This is a genomic window from Chryseobacterium gilvum, assembly GCF_025628965.1.
Taxonomy (GTDB): domain Bacteria; phylum Bacteroidota; class Bacteroidia; order Flavobacteriales; family Weeksellaceae; genus Chryseobacterium; species Chryseobacterium gilvum.
In genome coordinates, this window is the sequence record NZ_JAOTEN010000002.1 from 636,188 (window position 1) to 661,039 (window position 24,852).

The window sequence follows — 24,852 nt, forward strand, 5'->3', positions numbered from 1 at the left end:
CTGTGCCATTTGATTTTTTATAAAAAATACGGTCAAAATTTCCTTTTTGTCAAAATTTTAATTTTAAAAATTAAAATAACGTCTTATATTTCTGTAATTTCTTAAAAATGTGTATTTTCGCACACTGATATAAAAAACTATATTTATAAAATGGCAATTTTAGGACAAATTAGGAGTAGACCTTGGCTTTTGATGGGCGTTATAGCGTTAGCGCTTTTAGCGTTCTTGGTAAATCCCCAAAGTATTGATAAGGTTTTTGGTAAAAATCCTGATGTTTTAGGAAAAGTAAATGGTGAGAAAATTACCCGTGAAGAGTTTAACGATCAACTTTTTGTATTACAGCAGCAGGCAGACCAGCAAGGCCAGCCGAAAAACGGTCTTGATGAGCAGGCTTGGCAATTACTGGTGCAGTCAAAACTGGTAAAGCAGGAATTTGAGAAAATGGGTTTTGAAATGACCGACGATTTGTTCTGGAATCAGCTTCAGTACGATCAGATGTTTGCTCAGAATAAACAACTTTTTGATGAAAAAGGCAATTTCAAGCTTCAGGAGCTGAAGAAAGAAATTGAAACACTGCAGAATACCAATCCTGAGCAGTACAACAATTGGTTAAAAACCAGAAAAACCATTGAATACAGAATCATGGCAAGACAGGTTTTTGCTAATGTTTCCACAGGGATTACGACAGGTAAGAAAGAAGCTGAAGAATTGATGAGACAGAGAGATCAGCTTGCTGATATCGACTTTGTAAAGGTAGATTATGCGTCTTATCTTCAAAAAAATAAAATTAAAGTCACTACGGAAGATCTGGCAAATTACATTAATAAGCATCCTGTCATGTTCAAAACAGAACCGAGCAGAAATCTTGGTGTTGTGTATTTCCCGTCTCAGCCAAGTGCTGCAGATGACGCGGCAGTGCAGAAGGATATTACAAAACTGTTTTCAGGAGGTACTGATGCAAGCGGAGGCACGGAGAATTTCATGAATACAAAGAATGATTCAATGTTTGTGATGGCGAATTCTGATATGCCATATAACAATCAGTATGCGGAGATTAACCAAATGCCTCAAACCTTAAAAGGCAAACTGGAAACCGCAGCTATCGGTCAGACTTTTGGTCCTTACAAAGAGCAGAACTTCTATGTGGTTTCTAAATTATTAGATAAAAAACCTTCAGATTCTACATTATCCAAGCATATCTTAATTGCGTATAAAGGTGCTGAAAGATCTACCGCTACCAGAACAAAAGAAGCGGCTAAGAAAATGGCAGACAGTCTTTTGGCTGTAATCAAAACCAATCCTGCGAAATTTGCGGAAGGTCTGAAATTATCTGATGAACCCAATGCGGTAGAAAGAAATGGTAGTGTAGGCTGGACAACTCCTCAGAGCCAATTTGCGAAAGGATATTTAAGTTTCCTTGCCGGAAATGCTAAAGGTTCTACAGGTTTGGCAGAAACTGAATTTGGATATCATATCATTAATATTGAAGATAAAAAAACAGGGACAATGGCTTATAAAGTGGCTCACCTGGTAAAAACCATCAAGCCATCTGAAGCTACAGAAGCCGATACCGACAAAAAAGCAAGAAGGTTTATCCAGCAGATTCAAGGGAAATCATTTAATGATTTTGTGAATATTGCTAAAAAATCAAATTATCAATTCTCTAACCCTAAATCCGTAAAAAGATTTGATGGGCAACTGCAAGGTTTAGGAACGGATAAAGACGGAGAAATCATTGGATGGGCTTTTGACAAGAAAAGAGAAAAAGGAGATACAGAATTCTTTACAGTAGACGGAACCGGAGACAAAATTGTTGTTTATCTCAACGGAAAACAGGAAAAAGGTACCGCAGATCCTGAGTCTGTAAGAGATCAGATTGAAACAATTGTTAAAAATAAACTGGCTGCAAAACAGATTTCAGATAAGATCGGGAAAGCGTCTAGCTTAGACCAGATTGCTAAAATGTTTGCTACTACCAAACAGTCTGCACAGGTTAATTTATTAAACCCATCAGTGGCAGGTGCAATGGAACCAAAAGTTGCCGGTGCTGCTTTCGGAGTTGCTAAAGGAAAAATATCCAATACCATCGAAGGGGGAACAGGAGTGTATGTTTTAGTTAAAAAGAATGAAACGATTAATAAGCAACCTGGAGACGCGAAGCAGTTCACAGAATCTGTAACGCAGAGAAATGCGGGAATGTTCGGTCAGGCTTGGTTAAAGAGTCTGCAGGATAATGCAGATATTGACGATTACAGAATAGAAATTTGGGGAAAACTGGGAAATCAGCAATAAATCAAATTTCAGATATCATACCAAAGTGGCAAAGTTTTTGCCACTTTTTTTGGTGCTTAACCGGAGCAGATAAACAAAAGGTATTAATTTAAAATATACTATATTTGCTCATTAGAAAAATATAAAAAGTGAAGTTCAGTAAAGAATTAAAAGCTGGTTTAATAGCGTTATTAGCTGTTGTCGGCTTTGTCGTTTTATTTCAATTTATGAAAGGCAGGAGCCTTTTTACAACCGATAATATATTTTACGCAAAATATGACAATGTAGAAGGTCTTACACAATCTTCACCAGTCTCAATTAATGGGTTAAAAGTAGGGCAGGTAGACAAGATAACTCCACAGACATCAAAAGATGGCAAGATTCATTTTATAGTAAAAATTACTGTTGATGATAATTTTGAATTTTCAAAAAACTCCAGCCTTGAAATTTTCGAGCCAAGCTTAATGGGAGGTAAAGAAATGAGAGTTAATTTATTTTACGGGGGTCCTTCTGCCAAAGACGGAGATACTTTGAAAGGGGCTTTCAAATTGGGAATGATGAATAGTTTGTCTTCTCAGGTAGGCCCTGTAAAAGATCAGCTTCAGACTGTTTTGTATCGTGTTGACTCTTTAATGGCCAATGCCAATCAGGTGGTAAACGCGCAAAACAGGGAAGAAATTAAAGCTTTGCTTGCTAATCTTAATAAAACGGTAGGTGCTTTACAAAATACGGCGGGAAGTGTTAATTCATTAGTGAATAATAACGATCCTAAACTTCAGAAAGTTTTAGATGATGCAAGTGTTACCATGAGAACCGGTAAAGTTACTTTAGATAAATATGGAAACTTAGCAGAAAGCATTGATACGAAGCAGCTTAATCAAACCATTGCCAATCTTGATGCGACTGTTGGAAAATTAAATAATGTGGTAGGAGGAATTGACAGAGGAGAAGGAAGTTTAGGGAAAATCATGAAAGATGATCAACTGTACAATAATCTGAATGCCGCTTCCACCAATTTAAATTCTCTAATTGAAGACTTAAAAGCCAATCCTAAGAAATATGTGAATTTCTCAGTATTTGGTAAGAATAGTAAAGACTAATCACTTTTTATGCAATATCTTGATAATATTATTTTCCTGGTTCTATTGGTCGCAGGTTTTGGATTGTTCGGAAAAAGCCTTTCTAAAATTTACAGAAACATCAGACTAGGAAGAGAGATTAATCGCAGCGACAGAAAAGCTGAACGTTGGCAAACCATGGCCCGTGTTGCAATGGGACAGAGTAGAATGGTGAAAAGACCTGTTGCGGGAATTCTTCACCTTTTTGTGTATGTGGGCTTTGTCATCATTAATATCGAGCTGGTCGAAATTATCGTAGACGGAATCTTCGGGACCCATCGTTTTCTGGCAACAATTTTCGGGCATACATTTTATAACATTTTTACCGCCACTTTGGAGGTTTTAGCCATTTTGGTTGTAATCGGCGTGGTACTCTTTTTTATCAGAAGAAATTTTTACGGGGTTAAAAGGTTAACCATGAAAGAACTTTTCGGTTGGCCAAAAAATGATGCCAATTGGATTTTGATCATAGAATTTGCTTTAATGGTGGCTTTTTTCATCATGAACGCTTCCGATTCAGCATTACAAACCAGAGGATTATTAGCGGAACACGGCAGTTTCCCGATCAGTTCAAATCTGTTTGTACCCTTATTCAATCAATTAGGCGACAATGTTTTATTCGGGGCAGAACGAGCGGCTTGGTGGTTCCATTTCATAGGAATTCTGTTCTTTATGAATTATCTCTATTATTCAAAACATTTGCACATTATTCTTGCCTTTCCGAGCACCTGGTACGCCAACTTAAACTGGTACGGAAAGTTTAATAATCTGGATTCTGTAACGAAAGAAATAAAACTGATGATGGATCCCAATGCAGATCCTTACGCAGTTCCCGCAGAAGGTGATGCTGCAGAAGCACCATCAAAATTTGGAGCAGAAGATGTTTTTGATCTGAATCAGGTTCAGCTGTTAAATGCGTATTCATGTACAGAATGTGGTCGTTGTACGTCGGTTTGTCCGGCAAACATCACAGGGAAAAAATTGTCTCCAAGATTAATTTTAATGAAAACAAGGGACCGTCTGGAAGAAGTTGGAAGAAATATTGACAAAAACGGAAAATTTGAAGATGACGGCAAGAAATTGCTGAATGATTACATTACGAAGGAAGAACTGTGGGCGTGCACAACATGCAATGCGTGTACAGAAGCTTGTCCGGTATTGCTCGATCCGCTTTCTATCATTTTTGAGATGAGGAGGTTTTTAGTGATGGAACAGTCTGCTGCACCGCAAGAATTAAACCTGATGATGACCAATGTGGAAAATAATGCGGCGCCTTGGCAATACAATCAGGCAGACCGTCTGAACTGGGCAAAAGATTAATATATCATGATTATTTTTAATTTAGGTGCTGTTATTCAGGCATTTATTGCAGCTGTAATTGGTTTTATTTTATATCAGATGGGAATTATTGACTTGATCAACAATCATTTTCAGTTAACCACTAACAATAAAGGAATTTTAGCATGTTACGGAGTATATTTTATTGCTGTTGTAACTCATAAATTAGGTGCAAAGGGCAGATTGTTTTTTATTCCTGTCTGGATTATTTGTTTACTGTTAATATTTATTACCAATTTTGCGAATAGAGGAAATGTTCTTAATAGCAGTTATGATACGGCTTTAACTTATATAAATTATATCGCACCGGTTATTTTATTCTTTATAACCTTCTCATGGTTACATATTTCCACTAATAGTGAAGTTGTTGTAACAGAAAATAAAGAAACAATCAATCAGGCTTAATTTTTCAAGAATTAATACAATGGATTTCAATATAAAAACAATGGCAGAATATGCTGCCGAAGGAAAATCACCTGAAGTTTTATTTTGGGTGGGATGTGCCGGAAGTTTTGACGACCGTGCCAAAAAGATCACCAAAGCATTCTGCAAAATCCTTAATAAAATAGGAGTAGAATTTGCCGTTCTCGGTCCGGAAGAAAGCTGCACCGGAGATCCTGCCAAACGTGCAGGGAACGAATTTGTTTTTCAGATGATGGCTTTAACCAATATTGAAGTACTGAATGCTTATGAAGTCAAAAAAATCGTAACAGCATGTCCGCATTGTTTTAATACGCTTAAAAATGAATATCCAAGCCTGGGCGGAAATTTTGAAGTTATTCATCACACGCAGTTTCTGAAACAGCTGATGAACGAAGGAAGGCTTAAAATAGAAGGAGGAGCTTTTAAAGGAAAAAAAATCACGTTTCACGATCCATGTTATTTGGGAAGAGCCAACGGTGAATATGAAGCACCAAGAATGCTGCTTGAAAAGCTGGATGCAGAGCTCGTAGAAATGAAACGATGTAAAACCAATGGTTTATGTTGTGGTGCAGGAGGCGCGCAAATGTTTAAAGAGCCCGAAAAAGGCGATAAAGATATTAATATCGAAAGAACAGAAGAAGCATTGTCTTTTGAGCCTAAAATCATCGCAACAGGATGCCCGTTCTGTAACACGATGTTGACGGATGGAGTAAAGCATTTTAATAAAAACACGGAAGTCGCCGTAAAAGATATTGTAGAACTTCTTGCGGAAGCAGAAGATTTATAACTGAAATTCTTTGTCACCAAAAGAATTTTGCCATGAAACTACAATGGATTTTTTCCTTTCTTTCTGTACTCGCCGTTTTATGTTTTCTTACCATTAAGAATTATCAAAACAGAGTATATGATTGGGATTTGCCGGGTTATTTAGGATGTCTGTATTCTGCTGAATTTCCGGATTCTCCGGAGAAAGTTCATGAGCTGACCTATTCTTCGATCAAAAAGGAAGCGTCGCCATTGCAGTACAAAGATATTTCAGGGTATGTATATCCCAATAAAGCTGTGCAGGCTTTTGCAAAAAATCCAACATCTTTTAATGAACAGCTTCCGTATTACCGGGTAAAAGTTGGATACAATGTTCTGATTTTATTTGTCTATCAATTGGGTTTCTCAGCTCCCGTTTCGGTATTGCTGGTAAGTATTATTTCTTATTTTTTATCTGGATTATTATTGTTTTTTATTCTGAAAACTTTATTTCCCGATAATTATCTGCTGACATCTTTGCTCACGGTTGGGATTTTACTTTTGCCCCCGTTGCAATTTATATCGAGAATTCCCTGTCCCGATATGCTGGGTTTTCTGTTTCTGCTTATTTTTCTGTTGGGCTTATTGAAAAAGTGGAATCAGTGGATGCTGTTTCTTGTATTTCTGATAACCATTTTGATACGTCCGGATTATATCATTTTCGCACTATCTTATTTTTTCACATTAGTTATTTATACATTTATTACAGATAATAGGAAAGTTGATTTTAAAGCTTTTTTACAGGGAATAATACTGCTGTCGCTTTATATTTTCATTATTAATTATTACCATTATCCAGGGTGGAATGCTCTTTTTTACGACTCTTTTATTGAAAGGAGAGTTTTTATATCAAGACAATCCGCCCATTTTACGGTCCATGACTATTTTGAAATTCTCTTTAATAAGTTGATTAATTTTAAAAAAGTCACCATTTCTGCCGTTGCTATTGTAGCCCTCATTTTTTACTTCTCTAAAGATTTGTGGGTACGGGTGATTTCTGTTTTTATCTTCGCAAACATCTATTTAAAATTTTTATTTTTCCCGGATTCTGCCACTATCAGATTTTTCTTAGGATTTGTCATTCTACTTTTTATACTATTGCTTTACGCATTGAGTAAAAAGTACAATGGCTTTAAACTCGACAAAATTCCGTAATTTTACTCTTTAAATTTATTTGAGATGAAAATTGAAGAATCAAATATTGTAGAAACCAACGACTACAGAGTTATTATATATCCCTCATCACGCCCTTTTACTACCAAAGAAGCCAAAGTAATTACAGAGAAGCTTTATGATTTCCTGGCAACTTGGGCAGCACATGGGAAACCGCTATCTTCTTCTTTTAAAATAGAAAAAAATCAGTTTATCATTATTTGTGTAGACGAAGAAAAAGAGATGGCTTCAGGATGCAGTATTGATGCGCTGGGTAAAATAATGAGGGAGATTGATGAAGAATATCAGTTGGGATTATTCGACAGGATGAAAGCCAGTTTCATAGAAAACGGAGAAGTAAAAACCCTGAAACTCATTGATTTTAAAAACAAGATCAGAAGCGGGGAATTATCCAAAGAAATCGAAGTTTTTGATTTTTCAAAAAATACATACCTGGAATTTTTAAGTAATTTCTTACAGCCGTTTAGCAAAAGCTGGGCTGCTTCGGTCAAATAATTTTCTTGAGAAATGATCTGCAGAAATTTCTGAAATGTCAAAAATCCTTTTTTTAACAACCGCACATAACTATAATGATGACAGGATCTTGTATCATCAGGCAAAAGAATTAAAATCCAGGGGATCAGAGGTTAAAATATGCAGTTTATACTCTGATTTTCAGGGAAATATTGAAGGAATTGATGTTGAAGCGTACTCCATTTTAGAAAAATCTTCAACAGATAAAATTCAGACATTTTTAAAGGTTTGTGAAGATTTTCAGCCGGATTGCATTATTTGCTCAGAGCCAATTCCTGTTTTGGCAGCCAGGAAATTTGGTAAAAGTAAAAAAGTAAGTATTATTTATGATATTACAGAATGGTATCCTGCAATGTCGATGCTGGAAGGATATTCGTTTCTCTTGAAAGGTATTCATTTTTTTAAATTTTTTCTGATTCAGCTGTATGCAGGATTGCTCAGCACGCATTTTATTTTCGGGGAAGAAACCAAAAAATTTCCGCTAGCTTATATTTTTCCCTTTAAAAAAAGGATGACTCTCCCGTATTATCCCGATCAATCATATATTTCTGAAAGCATCAACTCTCTGAAAAATAACGAAATAACCCTTTGCTACACCGGTGCTATTTCAAAAGACAAGGGCATTGGTAATTTTTTTAATGCTATCGCAAAACTTCAGAAGCGTAAACCCGGACTTAAAGTTTCAATACTTATTGTAGGTTCTGCCAGAAAAGAAAGTGATGAGCATTATTTTTCACAACTGCTGTCAACCTTTTCATTTGATCATATAACCCTAAAAAAACCGGCTATTTTTGAAAAATTCGCAGAAACATTTGCCGAAGCGGATATCTGTTTTGACCTGAGAGCGCTCAATTTTGAGAACCATCATTCACTACCGATCAAATTGTTTTATTATATCGGAGCAGGAAAACCGATTATCTATTCCAATTTAAAAGGAATCAGGCAACATATGGATGTTTCAGGCTTTGGATATTTGGTAGATCCCGAAAATTCTGATTTAATTGCTGATGTCATCATACAGTATACTGAAAATCCCGAGCTTTACTACAAACATGCACAAAACGCAAGAAATGAGTTTACACAAAAATACAATTGGGATACTATAAAGAATTCATTTGCAGATTTTGTGGATCAGTCAATCGATAAAACACGATCATGCAACTGAAAGTAATTAAAACATTTATCTCCCGTTTTCTGATCCTGATCTTAAGTTTTGGATTAGTAATCTATACCACGAATATGTGGGGAACGGAAGGAAAAGGTACCATCTCTATCGTCATTGCAAATGTAGCGATCGTAAGTTTTTTCAGCAGTATTTTTGCAGGAAGCAGCACTTCTTTTTTTGCTTCAAAATATAAGACTGAGCAGATCTTAGTGTATTCTTACCTTTGGTCTGTTCTTATGGGGATTATAATTCCTTTAATTTTCAGCTTTGCCTCTTTTCAGGAAAAATATGTATTCTATTTAATTGGTATTTCTATTTTTTCTTCATTACTTTCCACCAATATCAATTTATTTATAGGAACACAAAACATTCGATCGTTTAATATATACACCGTTTTACAGCAATTGATGCATATTGTCTTTATCGTACTACTAGTGTATGTATTTAATAGAACAAATGTTTCTACCTATTTTCTGTCGCAGATCTGCTGTTACGCATTGTTGTTTATCATCAGTTTTTTTCAGATTATCAAAAAATGCAGCTTTTCAGAAATTTCACTTTCAGGAGTTGTTTTTAAAAGTATGTTGGAGTACGGCTGGAAAAACCAGTTGAGTGCATTTATTCAGTTTCTGAACTACCGGCTTTCTTTTTATTTCCTTGAATATTTTGAAGGGATTGCAGCTGTAGGTATTTTTTCCATAGGAATTACCTTCTCAGAAGCAATCTGGACGATTACCCGAAGCATTGCCGTTATTTTATATTCTGATGTGGTCAACAGTAAAAGCAGGGAAGAATCTATTTTAAAAACAAAAGTCTCCCTACGAATATCCTTTCTGTTGATGGTCGTTTTCGTACTGGGAATCATTATCATTCCTTCTCAAACGTATGAGTTTATCTTCGGAAAAGCATTTAGGAATACGAAGGAAATTATGCTGGTTTTATCTCCGGGAATTTTAGCGATCGCCGTAAGTGATATGGTAGGCTATTATTTCTCCGGGATTAAAGAACTGAAAATTCTGAATATCAAATCTTTTGCGGGATTACTTTTTACAGTGATGCTCTCGTTGATTATGATTCCGAAATGGGGCATTTTGGGAGCTTGCATGGTGACCACAATTTCATATTGTATTTCAGCACTCATTTTATTTTGGAAATTTTATCGGATGACGAGTTTTCAATTGAAAGATTATATTATTTCCAGGTCTGAGATTCATTTATTTTTACAGAAATTTAAAAAATAATAAGAAGCAGTTACGGTCTCATAAATGATTTTGGTGGTTGGCAAAAACTATTTTAAGCCAGCTGAGAAACATTTTATATTTTTGTAGCTCAAAACTCAGGCTTATGTGCGGAATCTGCGGGTATTATTCATTTCGGAAAGAGGTTTCTTCTAAGAATATCTTAGAAATGAATACAGCAATCCGTCACCGCGGTCCGGATGATGAAGGGTTTTGGCTGTCGGATCAAACTTCCGGAATATCATACTCCGGAACAGATTCTACCGATAAAATCAAAGAACAATTTCCTTTTTTACACGAAACCCAATCGAAACTCGCACTGGGTTTTCGACGGCTTTCTATCGTAGATTTGTCGGAAAAAGGGCATCAGCCGATGCTTTCCGAAAACGGAAAAATCTCCATCACTTTTAATGGAGAAATTTATAACTTCAGAATATTAAAGAAAGAATTGGAAAATCTGGGGCATGATTTTCAAAGCCATTCAGATACAGAAGTTATTCTTAAATCTTATGAAGAATGGGGAACTGCCATGTTTGCAAAATTCGACGGCATGTTTGCGATCTGTCTCGTTGATCTCAATCTTCAGAAATTAATTTTAGGACGTGACAGGATGGGGTTAAAACCCTTGTTTTATTATAAAAATAATGAAGTTTTGGTTTGGGCTTCAGAAATCAAAGCATTGCTTAAAAATGAATTCATCATGCCGGAAATCAATTGGCAAGGGGTGTATACCAATTTTTTATTTCAAACCACACTGGCTCCGGAAACCTGTTTTAAAGACATATTTTCCTTAGAACCAGCTTCTGTTATGACTGTTGATCTTAACGATTTCAGCAACAACAAAGAAAAATACTGGGAGTTTCCCCGACAAATTGAAAATGTTCCGGAAAGTGAAGCAATAGCCAATATTGATCGCCTTCTTTCAGAAAGCGTTGATGATCAGTTGTATGCAGATGTCCCTATTGCAAGTATGATGAGCGGCGGGATAGATTCTACGTTGATCACGGCAAAATCAAAACCATTCAAAAATAACATCAATGCCTTTACCATCTCTTACCAATTTTCTGAAGATGAAGTAAAAAATGCATCTTTAATGGCTGACAAAATTGATATTCCGCATCATATAAAAAATGTAACGGATGAAGAAGTTCTGGAACAGCTGAAAGAAAATATTCAGCATTTTGAAGAACCTTACAGCAGCCTGGAAGTTCTGATGAATGCCGCCGAATATGCAAAAAAACTCGGTTTTAAGGTGGTATTAAGTGGAAATGGTGCAGACGAACTTTTTGCAGGATATTCTCACAGCTTAAAATTGAATAAATGGCTTTCCTTCAGGTATTTTAATTTTATTCGACATTTTATTTTTACAAATGATCATTTTTCTGAAAAGGTAAAAAACTATTTTTCTCAGGATTTTATGTTTGATTTTTTCAGGCAAAGCCAGGTTGGTATGAAGCCTTTACAGGCAAAAAATATTTTTAAAGCTGAAATTTATAATCAGATTAAGACCAATTTAAAATCCTATCATCTTTCTGATACTAAAGATTATAAAGGGCTTTTTGAATATGATATGAAATATTCCCTGTCTTCCCATCACGTTTTCCGGGATGATCTGAGTGCGATGAAATATGGGGTAGAATTCCGGTATCCTTACCTGAGCAATGAGCTTATTGATTATGTTTCTTCACTGCCGGCAAAATATCGTTTTAACGGGCAACAAAATAAGCCGCTTTTAAGAAAAATTGCACAGAAATATCTTCCTCAGGAAGTTTTAAATATGCCAAAACGTGGTTTTTCTTTTCCGTTAAGGTATTTTATTAAAACAGAAAAAAAAGTTCAGGAGTTCATTAATGAAAATTTAGAAAGCCTTAAAAAAAGAAATTTTTTTAATCCCGAGATAATTGATAAGTGGAGTAAAAACCAAAATGATGAATTTGATTCTGTAAAGATCTGGCAACTGGTTACTTTTGAACTTTGGTACCAAAAGTATTTCGAAAACCGGTAAAAATAATTTTCAGTTATATATTTTTATATTTGCAGTATGAAAAAATCAGTTTTTGGTTTTATGTTTGTTTTTGCAGTGCTTCTGAGTTGCAGGGGTGATGAAGATTCTTTGCAGAAAGTAGATCAGATTTTTAATCTGTACATGAATGATATTTTCGGAAAAGATCTGCTTCATCCCAACAAAATCGGAACCTATGCCACGATCTCTTTCAATGATGCTTTAGGAGATACCGATGTAGCGAATGTAAGTTTTTCCCGAAAAATGACAGCAGATTCTATTAATTATTTGGAATATATTGCGGGAGCAAAAAGAGTACTTCTGAATGATTCTGATCCCGAAAATAAGATCTACTATTCAAAAATAGCCGTTTCGCTCACCAAAAAGCTTACAGATTCTACATTTAGCGCTCCGGATATAGATACTCTGGAAATCAGGTACCGTTTTAATCCTTCTGTTTTTGAAATTTCGAAAGTGTTATATAACAACTCTGAAGTAACAGTCATAAAGGAATCAAATACGCAGAATGTGGTTCGGATCATAAAATAATTTTTAAATTTGCACAGCGGTTCGCATTATTCTAATGCGCAACGATCTAATCATTAACATCAAATATAATGTTACAAGTCAATTTTTTGCGCGACAATAAAGAACGCGTTTTAGAGGGTCTTCAAAAAAGGCAATTCAAAAATTCTGAGTTGGTAGACGAAGCTATTGCTACCGATGAAGAAAGAAAAAAAATTCAGTTTGAATTGGATTCTCAACTTTCCGAAATTAATAAAATCTCCAAAAAGATAGGAATTTTAATGAAAGAAGGGAAAAGAGAAGAGGCTGAAATGTCTAAATCTAAAACCGCACAATATAAAGAGTCAAGCTCAGAATTGAAATCACAGCTGGAAGTTGTTGAAAAAAAACTGTTGGATATTTTATATCAAATTCCAAATGTTCCTTATGAATTGGTAAAAGCAGGAGTTTCAGCAGATGATAACGAGATTATCTTTCAGTCTCATGATGTGGAAGGTTTAGGAGAAGGTGCCATTCCGCATTGGGAACTGGCAAAAAAATACAACCTGATCGATTTTGAATTGGGTGTAAAAATTGCCGGAGCGGGTTTTCCGGTGTATTTCGGAAAAGGAGCAAGATTGCAGAGAGCTTTGGTGCAGTATTTCTTAGACAAAAATGTAGATGCGGGATATCTTGAGGTAAATCCACCCCATGTTGTTAATGAAGCTTCAGGCTACGGAACGGGGCAGTTGCCGGATAAAGAAGGGCAAATGTATTACATCAATGCAGATGATTTATACCTGATTCCTACAGCAGAAGTTCCGGTAACCAATCTGTACCGTGATGTTTTGCTGGACGAAAAAGATCTTCCGATTAAAAATACAGCTTTTTCTCAATGCTACAGAAGAGAAGCGGGAAGTTACGGCGCTCATGTAAGAGGGCTGAACCGTCTTCATCAGTTTGAAAAAGTAGAAATTGTAAGATTAGAGAAGCCTGAAAACTCGTATGCTGTTCTTGAAGAAATGGTAGAACATATCAAAGAAATTCTTAACGATCTTGAATTGCCGTACAGGGTTTTGAGGCTTTGTGGCGGAGATACCGGTTTTGCTTCAGCCCTGACGTATGATTTTGAGGTATGGAGCGCGGCTCAGGAAAAATGGCTGGAAGTGAGTTCAGTATCCAATTTTGAGACATTCCAAGCCAATCGTCTGAAATGCCGTTATAAATCTGACGGAAAAACGCAATTGGTACATACTTTAAACGGTTCTGCAATGGCTTTGCCGAGAATTATGGCCGCTTTACTGGAAAATAACCAGACAGAAGAGGGCATAAAGCTCCCTAAGAAAATCGCTGAATATGCGAAGTTTGATTTAATTAATTAAAATTCAGCTTTATATACAAAGAAAACCATCGAGAATATCGGTGGTTTTTGTTTTATTATTTAAATAAATAAGTTTAATGACAGTCTGCAGAATGAGGATGTGTATTGTGATCTCCGGGTAAATGACACTCTCCGTTATTGTCTTTAGAAATCGTCATCGCTTCTGCTCTCGGAGAAATGTACGGAATTCCAAGTTCCAAACCTCTTAGAATAAAAAGACCTCCTAAAACAATCATGATTAAAGGGATTGCTTTTAAAACTTTTAATCTAAAGGCCTGATTCATTAGATTCCCTGCCAAAACCACGGCAAACATAAAGGGAAGTGTTCCCAAACCAAATAAAGCCATATAAGAAGCTCCCTGCCATATTCCGCCACTTGCAAGACTTGCAGTGAGCGCCATGTAAACCATTCCGCACGGTAAAAATCCATTCAAGATACCGGTTGTAAATCTGGATCTGTAATCTGCTCTTTGAAGAATCTTGCCTAAATTATATTTTACTGTGAATAGAAATTTTGAAAAGAAAGGAATTTTTGAGGCAAAATCTTTTCCGCCAAATGAGAAAACAGCCATCACAATCAGTGAAATTCCAACGGCAATGGTTAAATATTTTTGAAAACCGGCCATTTCAAAACCTTCGCCGATAATTCCTAAAACAGCGCCTAAAAATGCATATGTAAAAATTCTTCCGAACTGATATGTAAGGTTTTGAAGATAAAAATTGGTCGCCTGCTTTTTGGTTAATCCCATCGATAGGGCAATAGGACCACACATTCCGATACAGTGAAAACCGGATGCGAAGCCTAAGCCAATTGCCGACAAAATAATTGCTATTTCCATATCACATCATAATCAAGACGGTAATCTGTTCTATCTTTTGTCCACATCAATCTCAACGTATAATTTCCTGCTTTTAGAACTTTTGAAGGAATGGTGAATGATTGATTGGCATCCAGCTGCTCAGCTCTTTTGATATCAAAGTTTTGGTCATCAGATCTGTTCAGTACAAATTTTATTTTAGCATTGCTGTTGTTAATGCTTTTCGGGAAAGAAATCTTTATCCCGCTCACATCCTGAGAATACACAGGTTTTTCTTCCAGGGTATCACCTCTTTTTTTTGCGTCGATCACAGACTGGTATTCCAATTCTTCTTCATAATAATGATCGGTTACCAATTCTGAATTTTTTTGTCCGTTCGGAAATAAAAAAAGCATGGATAAGATAAATATAATAAAGGAAGCCAGTGCCAAAATGATACCGTGTCCCCAAGTAAAGTTTTTCATTTTTTTTTAATTAAAATTGCAGTTTAAACGGTCCTTCAAAATAGGTTTTATAGGAATCGATGAGATTTCCTTTGGTGTCGTACACACCGATGGTGATATTCTGTTTCGATAATTTCATTTCACTTTCCGGGAAGCTGATGTTGAGGGTTCCTTTGGTAATTTTATCGCGTTCTACGGTGATTTTACTTGATCCGCTGTAGCTGATCTCCCCGTGAGAAGGTTCTATTATTTTTACCGTTACAATTTTCTTTTCGTTGCTTTTATTTAAAAACGTGTAGTTGTAGGTATTGGTAATTTTATTTTCTCTCAGGAAAAACGTGCTTCCCGCAGGTTTTATAAATTTGGCTTCCATCTCGCCGCGGCTGTACAAAAGATATCCTAAAAACAGTTGGAGCGCAACGAGCACAACAAGAAAACTTTTCATCCGGGTGGTGAATCTCGTCGGGACCTGGTTTTCTATTTCATTTTCTGAAGCATATCGGATGAGCCCTTTCGGAAGCCCTACTTTTACCATTACTTCATCACAGGCATCAATACAGGCGGTGCAGTTGACGCACTCCAGTTGTTGCCCGTCCCGGATATCGATTCCTGTGGGGCAAACCACCACACATTGGTAACAGTCGATACAGTCGCCTTTTCCGGCCGCTTTCCGGTCTTCGCCTTTTCTCCATTTTGACCGGTTTTCGCCTCTTTTAAAATCATAAAAAACATTGATGGTTTCCTTGTCGATCAAAACCCCCTGCAATCTTCCATACGGACAAACCAAAGTACAGACCTGCTCCCGGAACCAGGCGAATACGAAATAAAACGCCGCGGCAAGAAGGATCATGACGATAAAATTGGTAGGATGGGCAAAAGGCCCTTCCAGAACAATCCTGAACACTTCTTTGTAGCCCACAATATACATAAACATAAAATGGGTGATGATTAAAGAAAGCATCACGTAGATAGACCATTTGAGGCTTCTTTTCCAGATTTTCTCGGTGTTCCATTCCTGCCGGTCAAGCTTCATCTGTTTATTGCGGTCTCCCTCGATAGCATATTCTATTTTCCGGAATACGTTTTCCAGGAATATGGTCTGCGGACAGATCCATCCACAGAAGATCCTCCCGAAAGCGATGGTGAAAATAATGATGCAGATGAGTGAAACGATGGCTCCCAGAGTAAGGATAAAGAAATCCTGCGGATAAAACGGCTGCCCGAACAGGAAAAACTGCCGGTCGATAACGTTCAGCAAAAGCATGGGATTTCCGTTGAAGGTCAAAAAAGGGAGCGCAAAATAAAAAATTAAGAGGGTATAGGCTACAATATTCCGGTAATTGGTGTATTTCCCTTTCGGTTTTCTGGGAAACACCCATTTTCTTTTCCCGGACTGCTCCATCGTCCCAATAGAATCCCGGTACGTTTCCGGATCCAAAACCTGACCCTGACCGCCGCGTACTACATCATCTTCTTTTCCTGACATGTTTGGTGTGTTTAAAAACGAAAAACATAATTCGTTACTATTTTACTGTAATAACAAATTATGTTTTTTCATATATTTTTAAAAATTTAATTACTGTTTTTCCCAACGAGCCTCATCACCGTAAGCTGGTGCACCGCCTTGAGCCGGAGTAATAGGAGGCTGTTCCTGATTGATGTGATAAACATAAGCAGCAACATTCTGAATGTCACGCCCTGTTAATATACCATTTTTCCCCCAAGCCTGCATGGCTGTACCTGTAACTCCGTTTTCAACTACATGGAAAACATTTTTAAATAATGTTTTTTCAGGTTGATTATGCCAGAAATTATCAGTTAAGTTAGGACCAATGTTACCTCTTCCGCCTTCTGCATGACAAGATACACAGTTGGTTTTAAAAATTTCCTGGCCTGCCGCTACATTATCTTCAGAAAAAGCTGCAGATTCTAAAGTTACTTGTGGCTGGCTTTTTTCGTACTCTGCAATGCTTGCAGTTTGTTCTATATATTCTGCATCATATTCTTTTAAAGGATGTGCAAAGTCAGTAAATGAGTACGCACAGATATAAACGATACAAAAAGCTGTCCCAAAATAAAACAAACCTACCCACCATTTTGGCAACTGATTGTCGAGCTCCATGATTCCGTCAAAACCGTGATCGATAAGAATATCTTTTTCTTCTGTTTCAGATTGCTTTTTAAATGCAGCATCGTACATTCTTTTCAAAAAAGGTATTTTCTTTTCTGCTAAGTATGCCGCTTTTTCTTCCGCACTCAGTTTTTTGAATTTATTGTTCTCAATCAAATCTCCTAAAGCACTGTGAATATAGGCCAGAATAGCACTGATAATAACAGTTCCCCAGAAGTACGGTGAAGTAAGAAACGTATAGTTTTGAACAAATAAATAATAAAATACGATTAGAAGTCCTATTATTATTAAGATGTTTACGAAAACCGGTGTCCTTTGTTTCATAATAAATTGTTTAATTTTTTAGATTAAAATCATCTTCATCATCCTCAAGCGGTGCATGTTCTTCTTCTCTGTAAAACTTTTTAGGTCTGCTAAATACATAGATAACCAAAGCAATGAAGAACAGCATAAAGAAAATCAAAGCCAAAGTCTGGTACAAACCTGCATTTTCCGTATTGGATAAGATATCTTTAAAATTCTGAGGGATCATGGGAGCTTTTAATATTTAGTTATTGCTAGCTGTTTTTATTTCTGTCGTTTTTATATCGGTACCCAGTCTCTGAAGATAAGAAATAAGAGCGATAATTTCTTTTTTCTCTAATTCGCCTTGCGGTCTCTTGGCATAAGCCGTTTTTAAATCGGCCGCTTCAGAGAAGATATCGCTTACGATTTTGGTAGCCTGATGATCTGCCCATTGATCGGCAGTATCAATTTCAGCCTTTGTGTAAGGAACATCAAATACATTCTTCATTAACGTTAATTTATCCACCATCTTAGAACGGTCTAAATTGGTAGCAATCAACCAAGGGAAACGAGGCATAATAGAACCTGCAGAAGTAGATCTTGGGTTATACATGTGTTTGTAATGCCAAGAACTTGGGTTTCTTCCGCCTTCTCTCTGTAAATCGGGGCCTGTTCTTTTAGAACCCCAAAGGAAAGGTCTGTCATAAACAAATTCTCCGGCTTTTGAATACTGTCCGTTTTTACCGTTGAATCGTACGATCTCGTCTCTGAACGGCCTTACCATCTGTGAGTGACATGCGTTACAACCTTCACGGATATAAATATCCCTTCCTTCTAGTTCTAACGGTGAATAGGGTTTTACCGCAGAAATTGTAGGGACACTTTTTTTAAGGGATAGTGTCGGAATAATTTCGATAGAACTACCGATTGACACGGTAAAGAACGCTAAAACACCTAATAATAAAGGCATTCTTTCCAGCCAAAGGTGCGTTCCTTCACCTTCTTTACGTTTATTGCTGATATTTGCCAAAGCAGGTGCTTCTGCAGGAACTTCTTTCTGGAATGATCCCTGTCTTGCTGTAGCAATAAGGTTGACAACCATCAGAATGCCACCGGAAAGATAGAATAAACCTCCTATAAATCTCAATTTGTAGTAAGGAACAATTGCCGTAACGGTGTCCAGCCAGTTTTTCCATAAAAGGGTTCCGTCCGGATTAAACTGTTTCCACATCAAACCTTGTGTAAATCCTGCGATATACATAGGAACCGCATAGAAAATAATTCCTAATGTTCCCAACCAGAAATGCCAGTTGGCTAATTTTACAGACCATATTTTGGTTCTCCATAAAATTGGGATCAGGTAATAAATAACACCGAATGCCATAAAACCATTCCATCCCAACGCTCCTAAGTGAACGTGACCAATTACCCAGTCTGTAAAGTGGCCTATTTTGTTGATATTTTTAGTTGCCAAAAGCGGGCCTTCAAAAGTTGCCATCCCGTAACAGGTAACTGCAACTACAAAGAATTTTAAAATAGGGTTTTCTCTTACTTTATCCCAAGCTCCTCTTAATGTTAACAGACCATTGAGCATTCCTCCCCAAGACGGTGCAATAAGCATAATTGAGAAACCTGTTCCCACAGCTTGTGCCCAAGCCGGTAATGCTGTATACTGAAGGTGGTGAGGACCGGCCCAGATGTATACGAAAATTAACGACCAGAAGTGGATGATTGATAATTTATAAGAAAATACAGGTCTGTCTGCTGCTTTAGGTAAGAAGTAATACATCAGACCTAAAACCGGAGTTGTCAAAATAAAAGCAACTGCATTGTGACCGTACCACCATTGTACAATAGCGTCTTTTACCCCTGCATAAGCTGAATAAGATTTCCAGCCTGTGAAAGATAAAGGAACTTCCAAATTATTAAAAATATGAAGCATTGCTACAGCGATCCATGTTCCGATGTAGAACCAGATTGCTACATACAGATGTCGTACTCTTCTCTTGGCAATTGTAAGGAACATATTTGCTCCGAAAATAATCCATGAGAACGCGATTAATATATCAATTGGCCATTCATGCTCCGCGTACTCTTTTGAGGTATTGATCCCCATAAAGAATGTAATGTAAGCTGCAATGATCATAATCTGCCATGTCCAGAAATGAATCCAAGATAATGTGTCACTGTACATTCTTGTCTTCAATAATCTTTGTAATGAGTAATAAACCCCTACAAATACACTGTTACATACGAATGCGAAAATTACAGTCGTTGTGTGCAGCATTCTGATCCTTCCGAATCCGAAAGCACCGTGTGTATTAATAAGTCCCTGAATATTCCCACTTCTTAAACTCTGAATGGTAGTGTCGTCTGTTCCGAATAAAAATTCCGGAAGTTCCGGGTAAAAAAGCATTAATGCCGCTGTAAGCCCGAACAAAAACCCTATGATCCCGAAAACTACGGTTGCATATAGGAATGCCCGAACAATACTGTTGTCATAACTGAACTTCTGTGTCTCCATATCAACTATTCACTTTTTTCTTCAATTTTAATATTTTCTCCTTTTTTTCCGTTGCGTTTTTGTTGCCAGAATTCTGATCTTCTTTAATCTCATCATCAAAGAGTATTCTTACCGCAGGAGATTCATCATCTTCAAACTGTCCTTTTCTGGCGTTTACTATAAAAACGACCAGGAAAACTGCAGCAAGAGAAACACTGCATAAGATCATTAAGTATAGTATATCCATCAGACAACAAAATTAACCTATTTTGGGTTTCAAAATTAATGAAAAATAATGACATTAATCACGAAATAGCCTCTAAATCTAATTTAAAATAAGTCTAAATAAGAGCTGTTAATGGGCTTTTCTGAAATGTTTTCTGCCCAAGATCCAGGTAGAAAAAGTTGTAAATGCGATCACGGTAATAGAACTTATCGGCATCAGAATCGCAGCGAATAATGGAGACATGTGTCCGGTAACAGCAAAACTCAATCCGACAACATTGTAAAGAAAACTGATTACGAATGTCATTTTCACAATAGTTATAGAACCTTTACATACATTGAGGTATTTTTCCAAATCAACTACTTTTTCTCCGTTCATGATGACATCTGAAGATGGGGTAAAACTATTGGTGTCGTCTGAAATAGCAATACCTACATTGCTCTGTTTTAAAGCTCCCGCGTCATTTAAACCGTCTCCGAGCATGGCAACTTTCAGACCGGTATGCTGAAGCTGCTGTATGTAATTCAGTTTATCTTCAGGGCTTTGATTAAATGCCATCGAAGTTACATTAGGAATCATGTTTTTCAGCTGATCTTCTTCCGAAGAATTGTCCCCGCTCAGAATATAAATCTTATACTTTGTAAGTTTTCTGAAAAGAGTTTTAAGGTTTTCGCGGTATTCATTTTTAAAAATAAATTTCCCTAAGTACTCATCGTTTTTGCTGATATAGACCGCTGTTTCCAGGTTTTTAGATTCTTTGCCGCTGTATTTTGCAGAGCCGATTTTATAGGAATTTCCTCTCACGGTTGCAGAATATCCTTTGCCGGAAATTTCCTCAAAATTTACTACCGGAAAATAATCATCATCAATTTCAATAAATTCATACAAAGATTTTGAAAGCGGATGATTTGAATTTTTTAGTAAAGTTTTGATATTTTTAATGTCAAAATCCTGTATTTCAGTACCTTCAAATTTAATATTGCTTTTTTTACGCTGGGTGATTGTGCCTGTTTTATCAAAAACCAATGTATTGATCTTTGATAATTTCTCTATCGTTAAAGTATCTTTTACATAAAATTTATTTCTTCCCAGAATTCTCATAATGTGTCCGAAAGTAAATGGAGAAGAAAGCGCCAAAGCACAAGGACACGCAATGATCAATATTGCAGAAATCACCTGGAACATTTTTTCAAGATCAAAGAATGACCAGTAAATCCCGGCTATCAATGCAATACCTAAAATAATGAATGTGAAATACTTACTGATGTTATTGATAAGGGTGTCTAACCCTGTTTCATATTTTTTAAATGCTTCTTTGTTCCAGAGCTGAGTGAGGTAGCTTTGATCTACATTTTTAATCACCTCCAGTTCCAGGGATGAGCCGATTTGCTTTCCTCCGGCAAAAATTTTGTCTCCGGGCTGTTTGCTTATGTTTTCACTTTCACCCGTAATAAAGCTGTTATCGATATTTCCCTCACCGTTAATCAAAATTGCATCTACCGGAATAATCTCCTGGTTTCTCACTAAAATACGGTCTCCGATTTTAATTTCCGAAAGTAAAATATTCTCCTGTTTCCCGCCAAAATCAACTTTCGTAACCGCAATCGGGTAGAATGATTTATAATCTCTGTCATACGATAATGAGCTGTACGTTCTTTTCTGAAACATTTTCCCGAGAAGCATAAAGAATAACAGTCCGCAAAGGGTATCAAAATAACCGGGACCGTAATCGGTTGCGATCTCATAGATACTTCTTCCGAATAAAACGAAAATCCCCAATACAATCGGCACGTCAATATTGACGATTTTATTTTTTAATCCGTACCATGCAGATTTGTAATAATCTGATGCAGAATAGAATACTACAGGAATTGCCAGTAAGAACATAAGCGTCCTGAATAATCCTTTATAATGCTGCATCCATACATCTTCACCGCCGATATATTCAGGAAAGGCTAAAAACATTCCGTTGCCGAACGCAAAACCGGCAATAGCCAGCTTTACCAATAAAGATTTATCTAAATAATCATCATTTTTTTCAGCGGTTTCAAGATTGATCGCAGGTTTGTAACCTAAATGAGTAAGAAATTTAGCCAATTCGCTCAATTTCAGATCAGTATGATTGAATGAAATCTGTAAAGTCTTTCTTGTGAAATTAACCTGAGAGTATTTTATATCCTTATTCAGCGTATGCAGGCTTTCTAAAAGCCAGATGCAGGAAGAGCAGTGGATCACCGGAATTTTAAAGGTGACAAGACTTGTATTTCCTTCTGAAAAGTCTGTGATTTTATTGAAAATTTCGGGAGTGTCAAGATAATCAAACTGAGAAGCATTATCTTCATTCGGACGGATCCCTGCTTTTTTATTTAACGCATAAAAATTGGTTAAATTGTTGATATTGAGTATTTCATATACCGATTTGCAACCGTTGCAGCAAAATATCTTTTCATCAAAAGAAATTCTTTCTTTCTCTATATCTTGCCCACAATGAAAACAGTTCTCGCTCACCTTCATAATTTATTGACTTACAAAATTATAACAATTTTTTTTGTTTATCGAGTTTAAATGTTCTATTTTTGTGATAAATGTCATATTAAAATGTCGCAGGAACAACAAATTGCTATTGAAGAAAGATTTGCCAGAATATACAATGATAAGTCATTCAAAGATAGGCTGTCAAGCGCAGATTTTGAAAAATATTTCAATGCTAAAAAGAAACTGAGCTTTCAGAAGCATGATATTATTTTCGACGACGGAGAAATCCCAAAAGGAGTATATTTTTTAGAAAAAGGCGCTGCAAAATTATCAAAATCAGGTGCTTTTGGTAAAGATCAGATTTTAAGATTTATCAAAGAAGGAGATATCATCGGGTACAGATCTTTGCTTTGTGGTGAAAATTTTCAGGCCAAAGCGGAAGCAATGACCGATATTGAATGTACTTTTTTGCCGGCAGAAGTTTTTATGTATCTTCTTGAAATTGATTCTCAGTTATCATTTATTATGCTCCAGAAAATTGCTTATGAATTAGGAGAGTCTTCTAATACGATAACTTTTTTAGCACAAAAAACAGTAAGAGAAAGATTGGCAGAGATTTTAATTCTTTTGGAACAAAAATTAGGCACCGATCCTGAAGGGTTTATCAAAATTTCATTAACGAGAGAAGAAATTGCCAACATTATAGGAACGGCTACAGAAAGTGCCATAAGACTAATCTCAGAATTTAAACAGGACAGCCTGATTGAGGTAGACGGAAGGAATATTAAGATTCTGAATCACGATAAGCTCATGAAACTGGGGCACGTAGTTTTATAAACCATACAAAAAAACAAGTCGGCGGAAGCCGACTTTTAACTTTTAAACAATTACCAATATTATGTCTGTTCATTCTGAAATTAAAAGAGTTACGACTGAAACCTTACGAAAAATGAAATTCGATAAGGAAAAGATAACCATGCTTACGGCGTATGATTTTACCACGGCAAAGATGGTAGATGCGGGAGGAATTGACGCGGTTTTAATAGGCGATTCTGCAGCCAATGTGATGGCAGGTTTCGAAACTACATTGCCCATCACACTAGATCAGATGATTTATCACACCCAAAGTGTTGTGCGCGGGATCAGCAGAGCTCTAGTGGTAGCCGATTTGCCATTCGGGACGTATCAGAGTAATCCTGATAAAGCATTGGAATCTGCCGTAAGAATGATGAAGGAAGGAGGTGCTCATGCCGTTAAAATTGAAGGAGGAAAAGAAATTTCAAAATCGATCAAGAAAATGATCAATGCGGGAATTCCTGTCATGGGACATTTGGGATTGACACCCCAATCAATTTACCAGTTTGGAACGTATAAAGTAAGAGCAAAAGAGGAAGCAGAGGCAGAGAAATTAGTCAGTGATGCGCAGCTTTTGGAAGAATTAGGCTGTTTTTCTGTAGTTTTAGAGAAAATTCCGGCAGATTTGGCCAAAAAAGTATCAGAAAGTATCAGTATCCCAACAATAGGAATAGGAGCAGGACCGCACTGTGACGGCCAGGTTTTGGTCTATCACGATATGGTAGGGATGAATCAGGGATTTTCTCCGAAATTTTTAAGACGATATCTTGATCTTTATACGGAGATTACAGGAGCCGTATCCCAGTATGTGAAAGATGTAAAAAATGCAGATTTCCCGAACGAAAATGAAAGTTATTAAATGAAAACGAATTTACAGGCTGCTCAAGGAGTGGTTTCTATACTGGCAATTATCTGCTTAGCTGCAGGATGGTTTAATCTTTTTTCGGCAGAAGTGAATGATTTGCTTTCGAGAAAACTCTTTTATATTTTAATCGGAATCAGCTTTATTTTACAGGCTCCGCTATTGTCAAACCCAAAATTGGTCTATCCGATGTATGCAGCCGCCGCTTTATGCATTATCGGTGCATTTCTTCCTACAGGATCCAATCTGTCGTGGATCAAAACATTAGGACTTTTAGGGGGAGTTGTCATTTCGTTTTCCGGCAGATCAATTTCCAGAAAATAA

General features: G+C 36.6%; 23 protein-coding genes. 15 read left to right on the forward strand and 8 right to left on the reverse strand.

Annotated features, from left to right (window positions below; all coding sequences use genetic code 11):
- Positions 1–150: 150 nt before the first annotated feature.
- From N0B16_RS09700 to serS, 12 genes are all read left to right on the forward strand, one after another.
- Positions 151–2,292: a peptidylprolyl isomerase gene (locus N0B16_RS09700; protein ID WP_262990648.1), complete on the forward strand. Its 2,142-nt coding sequence runs from the start codon at positions 151–153 to the stop codon at positions 2,290–2,292.
- Between the two features lie 128 nt (positions 2,293–2,420).
- Positions 2,421–3,371 carry an MlaD family protein gene (locus N0B16_RS09705; protein ID WP_262990649.1) on the forward strand — a complete coding sequence of 317 codons (951 nt, stop codon included), beginning with the start codon at positions 2,421–2,423 and terminating at the stop codon, positions 3,369–3,371.
- A 9-nt stretch (positions 3,372–3,380) separates the two neighbouring features.
- Positions 3,381–4,709, forward strand: coding sequence for a 4Fe-4S dicluster domain-containing protein (locus tag N0B16_RS09710; protein WP_262990650.1), 1,329 nt, complete (start codon positions 3,381–3,383; stop codon positions 4,707–4,709).
- A 6-nt stretch (positions 4,710–4,715) separates the two neighbouring features.
- Positions 4,716–5,132 (forward strand): hypothetical protein, encoded by a 417-nt coding sequence (locus N0B16_RS09715; RefSeq protein WP_262990651.1) that lies wholly within the window; start codon positions 4,716–4,718, stop codon positions 5,130–5,132.
- Between the two features lie 19 nt (positions 5,133–5,151).
- On the forward strand, positions 5,152–5,937 hold the full coding sequence (locus N0B16_RS09720) for a (Fe-S)-binding protein (protein ID WP_262990652.1): 786 nt from the start codon (positions 5,152–5,154) through the stop codon (positions 5,935–5,937).
- A 32-nt stretch (positions 5,938–5,969) separates the two neighbouring features.
- Positions 5,970–7,109, forward strand: a complete 1,140-nt coding sequence (locus tag N0B16_RS09725) for a hypothetical protein (protein WP_262990653.1) — start codon at positions 5,970–5,972, stop codon at positions 7,107–7,109.
- A 24-nt stretch (positions 7,110–7,133) separates the two neighbouring features.
- Complete coding sequence (locus N0B16_RS09730) at positions 7,134–7,622, forward strand: hypothetical protein (protein WP_262990654.1); 489 nt, start codon at positions 7,134–7,136, stop codon at positions 7,620–7,622.
- 34 nt (positions 7,623–7,656) lie between these two features.
- Positions 7,657–8,805 carry a glycosyltransferase gene (locus N0B16_RS09735; protein ID WP_262990655.1) on the forward strand — a complete coding sequence of 383 codons (1,149 nt, stop codon included), beginning with the start codon at positions 7,657–7,659 and terminating at the stop codon, positions 8,803–8,805.
- Positions 8,796–10,046 (forward strand): MATE family efflux transporter, encoded by a 1,251-nt coding sequence (locus tag N0B16_RS09740; RefSeq protein ID WP_262990656.1) that lies wholly within the window; start codon positions 8,796–8,798, stop codon positions 10,044–10,046. The genes N0B16_RS09735 and N0B16_RS09740 overlap by 10 nt, the downstream gene beginning before the upstream one ends.
- A gap of 103 nt (positions 10,047–10,149) precedes the next feature.
- Positions 10,150–12,048 carry an asparagine synthase (glutamine-hydrolyzing) gene (gene asnB, locus N0B16_RS09745; RefSeq protein WP_262990658.1) on the forward strand — a complete coding sequence of 633 codons (1,899 nt, stop codon included), beginning with the start codon at positions 10,150–10,152 and terminating at the stop codon, positions 12,046–12,048.
- Positions 12,049–12,084: 36 nt separating this feature from the next.
- Positions 12,085–12,594, forward strand: a complete 510-nt coding sequence (locus N0B16_RS09750; protein ID WP_262990659.1) for a hypothetical protein — start codon at positions 12,085–12,087, stop codon at positions 12,592–12,594.
- A 68-nt stretch (positions 12,595–12,662) separates the two neighbouring features.
- On the forward strand, positions 12,663–13,931 hold the full coding sequence (gene serS / locus N0B16_RS09755) for a serine--tRNA ligase (protein ID WP_262990660.1): 1,269 nt from the start codon (positions 12,663–12,665) through the stop codon (positions 13,929–13,931).
- Positions 13,932–14,004: 73 nt separating this feature from the next.
- On the opposite strand, the gene N0B16_RS09760 is transcribed toward serS, so the two are convergent.
- The 8 genes from N0B16_RS09760 to N0B16_RS09795 form a co-directional block, all read right to left on the reverse strand.
- Complete coding sequence (locus N0B16_RS09760; protein ID WP_262990661.1) at positions 14,005–14,769, reverse strand: sulfite exporter TauE/SafE family protein; 765 nt, start codon at positions 14,767–14,769, stop codon at positions 14,005–14,007.
- A complete protein-coding gene (locus N0B16_RS09765; protein WP_262990662.1) occupies positions 14,760–15,212 on the reverse strand; it encodes a FixH family protein in 453 nt (150 codons plus the stop codon). The genes N0B16_RS09760 and N0B16_RS09765 overlap by 10 nt, the downstream gene beginning before the upstream one ends.
- A gap of 10 nt (positions 15,213–15,222) precedes the next feature.
- Entirely contained in the window at positions 15,223–16,677 is a 1,455-nt protein-coding gene (ccoG, locus tag N0B16_RS09770; protein WP_262990663.1) for a cytochrome c oxidase accessory protein CcoG, read from the reverse strand.
- A gap of 90 nt (positions 16,678–16,767) precedes the next feature.
- Positions 16,768–17,646 carry a cbb3-type cytochrome c oxidase N-terminal domain-containing protein gene (locus N0B16_RS09775; RefSeq protein WP_262990664.1) on the reverse strand — a complete coding sequence of 293 codons (879 nt, stop codon included), beginning with the start codon at positions 17,644–17,646 and terminating at the stop codon, positions 16,768–16,770.
- A gap of 10 nt (positions 17,647–17,656) precedes the next feature.
- Positions 17,657–17,854 (reverse strand): cbb3-type cytochrome oxidase subunit 3, encoded by a 198-nt coding sequence (locus N0B16_RS09780; protein ID WP_262990665.1) that lies wholly within the window; start codon positions 17,852–17,854, stop codon positions 17,657–17,659.
- 15 nt (positions 17,855–17,869) lie between these two features.
- A complete protein-coding gene (gene ccoN / locus N0B16_RS09785; RefSeq protein WP_262990666.1) occupies positions 17,870–20,131 on the reverse strand; it encodes a cytochrome-c oxidase, cbb3-type subunit I in 2,262 nt (753 codons plus the stop codon).
- A gap of 1 nt (position 20,132) precedes the next feature.
- On the reverse strand, positions 20,133–20,357 hold the full coding sequence (gene ccoS, locus N0B16_RS09790) for a cbb3-type cytochrome oxidase assembly protein CcoS (RefSeq protein WP_262990667.1): 225 nt from the start codon (positions 20,355–20,357) through the stop codon (positions 20,133–20,135).
- Between the two features lie 108 nt (positions 20,358–20,465).
- Positions 20,466–22,844, reverse strand: coding sequence for a heavy metal translocating P-type ATPase (locus N0B16_RS09795; RefSeq protein ID WP_262990668.1), 2,379 nt, complete (start codon positions 22,842–22,844; stop codon positions 20,466–20,468).
- A 90-nt stretch (positions 22,845–22,934) separates the two neighbouring features.
- On the opposite strand from N0B16_RS09795, the gene N0B16_RS09800 reads away from it, so the two are divergent.
- From N0B16_RS09800 to N0B16_RS09810, 3 genes are all read left to right on the forward strand, one after another.
- A complete protein-coding gene (locus tag N0B16_RS09800) occupies positions 22,935–23,648 on the forward strand; it encodes a Crp/Fnr family transcriptional regulator (protein ID WP_262990669.1) in 714 nt (237 codons plus the stop codon).
- Positions 23,649–23,709: 61 nt separating this feature from the next.
- Positions 23,710–24,525 carry a 3-methyl-2-oxobutanoate hydroxymethyltransferase gene (gene panB, locus N0B16_RS09805; protein ID WP_262990670.1) on the forward strand — a complete coding sequence of 272 codons (816 nt, stop codon included), beginning with the start codon at positions 23,710–23,712 and terminating at the stop codon, positions 24,523–24,525.
- Positions 24,526–24,852 (forward strand): hypothetical protein, encoded by a 327-nt coding sequence (locus N0B16_RS09810; RefSeq protein WP_262990671.1) that lies wholly within the window; start codon positions 24,526–24,528, stop codon positions 24,850–24,852.

Excerpts from the sequence above, each read along its gene's own strand:
- N0B16_RS09775 (WP_262990664.1), bottom strand. The coding sequence starts at position 17,646 with ATGAAACAAAGGACACCGGTTTTCGTAAACATCTTAATAATAATAGGA.
- N0B16_RS09710 (WP_262990650.1), top strand. The coding sequence starts at position 3,381 with ATGCAATATCTTGATAATATTATTTTCCTGGTTCTATTGGTCGCAGGT.
- N0B16_RS09740 (WP_262990656.1), top strand. The coding sequence starts at position 8,796 with ATGCAACTGAAAGTAATTAAAACATTTATCTCCCGTTTTCTGATCCTG.
- N0B16_RS09780 (WP_262990665.1), bottom strand. The coding sequence starts at position 17,854 with ATGATCCCTCAGAATTTTAAAGATATCTTATCCAATACGGAAAATGCA.
- asnB (WP_262990658.1), top strand. The coding sequence starts at position 10,150 with ATGTGCGGAATCTGCGGGTATTATTCATTTCGGAAAGAGGTTTCTTCT.
- N0B16_RS09725 (WP_262990653.1), top strand. The coding sequence starts at position 5,970 with ATGAAACTACAATGGATTTTTTCCTTTCTTTCTGTACTCGCCGTTTTA.
- N0B16_RS09810 (WP_262990671.1), top strand. The coding sequence starts at position 24,526 with ATGAAAACGAATTTACAGGCTGCTCAAGGAGTGGTTTCTATACTGGCA.
- N0B16_RS09750 (WP_262990659.1), top strand. The coding sequence starts at position 12,085 with ATGAAAAAATCAGTTTTTGGTTTTATGTTTGTTTTTGCAGTGCTTCTG.
- N0B16_RS09715 (WP_262990651.1), top strand. The coding sequence starts at position 4,716 with ATGATTATTTTTAATTTAGGTGCTGTTATTCAGGCATTTATTGCAGCT.
- N0B16_RS09720 (WP_262990652.1), top strand. The coding sequence starts at position 5,152 with ATGGATTTCAATATAAAAACAATGGCAGAATATGCTGCCGAAGGAAAA.
- ccoS (WP_262990667.1), bottom strand. The coding sequence starts at position 20,357 with ATGGATATACTATACTTAATGATCTTATGCAGTGTTTCTCTTGCTGCA.
- serS (WP_262990660.1), top strand. The coding sequence starts at position 12,663 with ATGTTACAAGTCAATTTTTTGCGCGACAATAAAGAACGCGTTTTAGAG.
- ccoG (WP_262990663.1), bottom strand. The coding sequence starts at position 16,677 with ATGTCAGGAAAAGAAGATGATGTAGTACGCGGCGGTCAGGGTCAGGTT.
- N0B16_RS09765 (WP_262990662.1), bottom strand. The coding sequence starts at position 15,212 with ATGAAAAACTTTACTTGGGGACACGGTATCATTTTGGCACTGGCTTCC.
- N0B16_RS09800 (WP_262990669.1), top strand. The coding sequence starts at position 22,935 with ATGTCGCAGGAACAACAAATTGCTATTGAAGAAAGATTTGCCAGAATA.
- panB (WP_262990670.1), top strand. The coding sequence starts at position 23,710 with ATGTCTGTTCATTCTGAAATTAAAAGAGTTACGACTGAAACCTTACGA.
- N0B16_RS09700 (WP_262990648.1), top strand. The coding sequence starts at position 151 with ATGGCAATTTTAGGACAAATTAGGAGTAGACCTTGGCTTTTGATGGGC.
- ccoN (WP_262990666.1), bottom strand. The coding sequence starts at position 20,131 with ATGGAGACACAGAAGTTCAGTTATGACAACAGTATTGTTCGGGCATTC.
- N0B16_RS09730 (WP_262990654.1), top strand. The coding sequence starts at position 7,134 with ATGAAAATTGAAGAATCAAATATTGTAGAAACCAACGACTACAGAGTT.
- N0B16_RS09760 (WP_262990661.1), bottom strand. The coding sequence starts at position 14,769 with ATGGAAATAGCAATTATTTTGTCGGCAATTGGCTTAGGCTTCGCATCC.
- N0B16_RS09735 (WP_262990655.1), top strand. The coding sequence starts at position 7,657 with ATGTCAAAAATCCTTTTTTTAACAACCGCACATAACTATAATGATGAC.